Origin of the sequence: Terrisporobacter muris (genome assembly GCF_024621905.1) — a bacterium.
GTDB lineage: Bacteria > Bacillota > Clostridia > Peptostreptococcales > Peptostreptococcaceae > Terrisporobacter > Terrisporobacter muris.
Window position 1 is genome coordinate 1 of the sequence record NZ_JANKBY010000326.1, and the last position, 3995, is coordinate 3995.

The 3995-nt window shown below is 29.6% G+C and carries 5 protein-coding genes; 3 read left to right on the forward strand and 2 right to left on the reverse strand.

Annotated elements, in window-relative coordinates:
- Window positions 1–1279, forward strand: a 1279-nt coding sequence (locus tag NSA58_RS17045) for a tetratricopeptide repeat protein (protein WP_257560725.1), incomplete at its 5' end; no start/stop codon positions are given.
- Window positions 1280–1356: 77 nt separating this feature from the next.
- Here the strand turns inward: NSA58_RS17045 and NSA58_RS17050 are convergent.
- On the reverse strand, window positions 1357–1722 hold the full coding sequence (locus NSA58_RS17050; RefSeq protein WP_039679439.1) for a sulfite exporter TauE/SafE family protein: 366 nt from the start codon (window positions 1720–1722) through the stop codon (window positions 1357–1359).
- Window positions 1722–2090 (reverse strand): sulfite exporter TauE/SafE family protein, encoded by a 369-nt coding sequence (locus tag NSA58_RS17055; RefSeq protein WP_039679440.1) that lies wholly within the window; start codon window positions 2088–2090, stop codon window positions 1722–1724. Before NSA58_RS17055 ends, NSA58_RS17050 begins: the two co-directional genes overlap by 1 nt.
- A gap of 159 nt (window positions 2091–2249) precedes the next feature.
- Between NSA58_RS17055 and nadE the strand changes: the two genes are divergently transcribed.
- Window positions 2250–3005, forward strand: a complete 756-nt coding sequence (gene nadE / locus NSA58_RS17060; protein WP_039679441.1) for an NAD(+) synthase — start codon at window positions 2250–2252, stop codon at window positions 3003–3005.
- Between the two features lie 127 nt (window positions 3006–3132).
- Entirely contained in the window at window positions 3133–3849 is a 717-nt protein-coding gene (locus NSA58_RS17065) for a YebC/PmpR family DNA-binding transcriptional regulator (protein ID WP_039679442.1), read from the forward strand.
- Window positions 3850–3995 lie beyond the last annotated feature (146 nt).

Sequence of the window (3995 nt, forward strand, 5' to 3'; positions counted from 1 at the left end):
TAATGAAAAAATATATTATATAAATAAAATTATTGAAAAATATGAAGATGAACCTATTGGATATTATTTCAGAGGAAATTTATATGTGAAGTTTGAAAAGTATGAAGAAGCAATAAAAGATTTTGATAAAACTATTCAAATTGATAATAACTATAAAGAAGCATATAGGGGTAAGGGTGTTTGCTTATCTAGACAAGGTTATTATTATGAGGCTATACAAAATTATAAAAAGGCCATAGATATTGATGAAAAGTATGAAGTTGTTTACTACAATATGGGGATTTGTTACTCTAGGTTGAAAAAATATACAAAAGCTATAGAGTCTTATACAAAGGCTTTAGATTTGGACGAAAATGATATTAGTGCTTATTATAATAGAGGAAGAAACTATAGTAGAATAACTAGATATGAAGAGGCAATAGAAGATTTTACAAAGGCTATAGAGTTGGAGAAATTTGATGATAGGTTATATTATAATCGAGGAATTGCTTATTCACTTTTGGAAAAGCATGAGGAAGCATTGGAAGATTATAAAAAAGCAATTGATATTAACCAAGATTTTGAAGATGTATATTATTATGCAGGATTCTCTTATTATTTATTAGAAGAATACTACGAAGCTATGGAATATTTCACCATATCCTTAGAGATAAATAGTGAATATGAGCAAGCTTATTATGGTAGAGCTCTAGCAAATTTAAAAGTAGACAATTATGAAGAGGCAATAAAAGATCTTAATGAAGTGATATATTTAAATGATCAAAATGCAAAGGCATATTATAAAAGAGGTTTGGCTTTAGATAATTTACAGAAATATGAAGAAGCAATAAAAGATTTTACAAAAGCTATTGAATTAGATTATAAAGATGAAAATATTTATTATAATAGAGGAACTTCTAAATCATTAATGAGAGATTTGCAAGGTGCAAAAGAAGATTTAACTACTGCTTTGACATATAACACTGAAGAATTTAGAATCTATGATGTAAGAGGGATGGTGAATTTAGAGCTTAAGGAATATGAGGAATCTATAGATGATTTTACTTCTTCATTGAATTTACTTCAGAGTTCTATTTCGTATTATTATAGAGGTTTAGCATATTATGAACTGAAACAATATGATAATGCTATATCTGATTTTACAAAGTCTATAGAAATAGACCCAGATGACTTGAGAGCATATCAAAATAGAGGGGATGCCTATTGTAATATTGGAAATTATGATGAAGCAATAAAAGATTTTGCCATGGTATCTCAATTGGAAAAAGAGCTAAAATGAAACTTTAGGTACTAGATCTTTTGAAGGATATAGTACCTTTTTAATTTCTAATTATTAAGTTTAGCAAAGTAAATTTTTTATTTATTGTTGTTATCATAAATGCCTTTTTTTATTTCATATAATCCTATGAAAAATAAAAATACTCCAAAAGCTTTTCGAAGTATTTGTGAGTTTAGATACTCAGCTAATAAAGAGCCTCCTACAGCAGCTGCTATACCAAAGATTGCTATGGGAAGTACTAATTCAAACTCTACATTTTTGTTTTTTATATGGATAATTAATGCTGCAATAGTCATTGGTATGGATGAAATCAAGTTTATACTTTGGGCTAACTTAGGATCTATACTTGCAAACAAGACCAGGGCAGGAATTAATATAGTTCCACCACCCATTCCCATTCCACCAATAATTCCAGCAAAAAATCCAATTATACCAACAAGCATTAAAACACCATCCTACATGCTGCAATTATCATTACTATTCCAAATCCAATCCTTAAAAATTTTCCATTTACCTTGCATAGAAGTTTAGCACCAATAATCCCACCAATAATACTACCAAAAGCTGCTTGTGCAGTTAAATTCATATCGAAGGTACCCTTTGATATGTAGATGATTGAGCTAGTTGTAGATAAAAATATAATTACTGCAAGAGCAGTAGCGTGGGATTTATGTTCTTCAACTTCTAAAATATTGTTTAGTATTGGTACTAATAAGGTTCCGCCACCAGAGCCAAAAACACCATTGATAAATCCAGTAAATAAACCGATTATAGAATTTTTAAGGTTAAAAGGGGAGGATTGTTTTTTCATACAAATTCACCTACTTTAAATTAGTTTTTACCAAAAGAGAAATTTTATTTAATAAATAATGAAATTCTGTTAAAAGATTATTTGAGATAATGTATACAAAATATAATAAAGATATATGATATAATAGATTTAAAAATATTTGGTGAAAGGGGTAAAATTATGAAGAGAACTGAACAAATTGAAAAAACTGTTGAATGGCTAAGAGAAAAAGTAAAAGAAGCTAATTGTAAAGGATTAGTTGTTGGAGTTTCTGGAGGTATAGATTCAGCAGTAGTTGCTAACCTTATAAAAAGAGCATGTCCGGACAATTCTATAGGTGTTATAATGAGCATAAACAGTAATCCAAAGGATAGAGAAGATGCACTTAAAGTAATTAATGGGTGCGGAATTGATTATATAGATCTTGACTTAAGTGAGCCACAAGTAGCAATTAGAAATGCAGCTCTAGATGCATTAAAAGAAAAAAACTTATTTAATCCAGAAGGAGAAAGAACGGCAGATTCAAACTTAAGAGCTAGAGTTAGAATGTGTACATTATATACTGTTGCTAATGATCTTGGATATTTAGTTGTAGGAACGGATAATGCAGCAGAAATACATACTGGTTACTTTACAAAATATGGAGATGGTGGAGTTGACTTAGTACCTATTGCAAATTTAACAAAAGCTGAGGTTTATGAATGGGCAAAAGAACTTGGAGTACATGAAGATGTAATAAACAAAGCTCCATCAGCAGGACTATGGGAAGGTCAAACTGATGAAAATGAAATGGGAACAACTTATAATATGATAGATAAAGTTGTTGAAGGTAAAAGAGATGAAGTTCCAGAAAAGGACTTAGAAATAATAGATAGACTTCATAGAATAAGTGAACATAAGAGACAAGTTGCCTCTAAGCCACCAATATTTGAATAAACTACATATAAAAAAATCCAATAATAAGTACATACATTTACTAATTTGATTTTTTATGTTAAAATTTACGGTGTTAATAAGATTTAATTTTAATGTGGAAAACACATAAGAAATAAGGAGTGGAACTATGGGTCGTATAGGTAACATTATCAATAGAAAAGGTAAACAAGATGCAAAAAGAGGAGCGATATTCACTAAGCATGCAAGAGCTATAACTGTTGCAGCTAAAGAAGGTGGAGGAGATCCAGAATACAATGCAGCTTTAAAAACAGCTATAGATAAAGCTAAAGCTGACAATATGCCAAATGATAATATAAATAGAGCTATAGCAAAAGGTGCTGGTGCAGGTGCAGGTGAAGACTACTTCAAAAACACATATGAAGGATATGGACCAGGTGGAGTAGCTGTTATAGTTGAAACATTAACTGACAATAAAAACAGAACTGCTGGTAATATAAGATACTACTTCGATAAAAATGGTGGTAACTTAGGAACTACTGGTTGTGTTGGATTTATGTTCGATAGAAAAGGACAAATATTAATAGCTGCTGAAGGTATAACAGAAGATCAACTTATGGATGATGCTTTAGAAGCTGGAGCAGACGATATAATAACAGAAGAAGATGGATTCGAAGTTGTAACAACTCCAGAAGACTTCAATGCTGTTAGAGATGCATTATTAGAAAAAGGATATGAATTTGTATCTGCTGACGTTAAATTAGTGCCTCAAACTACAACTATATTATCTGATGAAGCTCAAGTTAAATCTATGGAAAAATTAATAGATTTACTTGAAGATGATGACGATGTACAAAATGTCTTCCATAACTGGGAACAAGAATAATATTTCGTATAATAATATAATGAAGTATATTTAGAGTAATAATAAAAATACCTTAGATTAGCAATTTGCAGTTTGAGGTATTTTTTTGTGTTAAAAATGAAATAAATATTAATAAATATTTAATAATAAGATTATAATTTAATTAG

Coding starts and splice junctions, on each gene's coding strand:
- NSA58_RS17050 (WP_039679439.1), bottom strand. CDS start 1,722: ATGCTTGTTGGTATAATTGGATTTTTTGCTGGAATTATTGGTGGAATG.
- NSA58_RS17055 (WP_039679440.1), bottom strand. CDS start 2,090: ATGAAAAAACAATCCTCCCCTTTTAACCTTAAAAATTCTATAATCGGT.
- nadE (WP_039679441.1), top strand. CDS start 2,250: ATGAAGAGAACTGAACAAATTGAAAAAACTGTTGAATGGCTAAGAGAA.
- NSA58_RS17065 (WP_039679442.1), top strand. CDS start 3,133: ATGGGTCGTATAGGTAACATTATCAATAGAAAAGGTAAACAAGATGCA.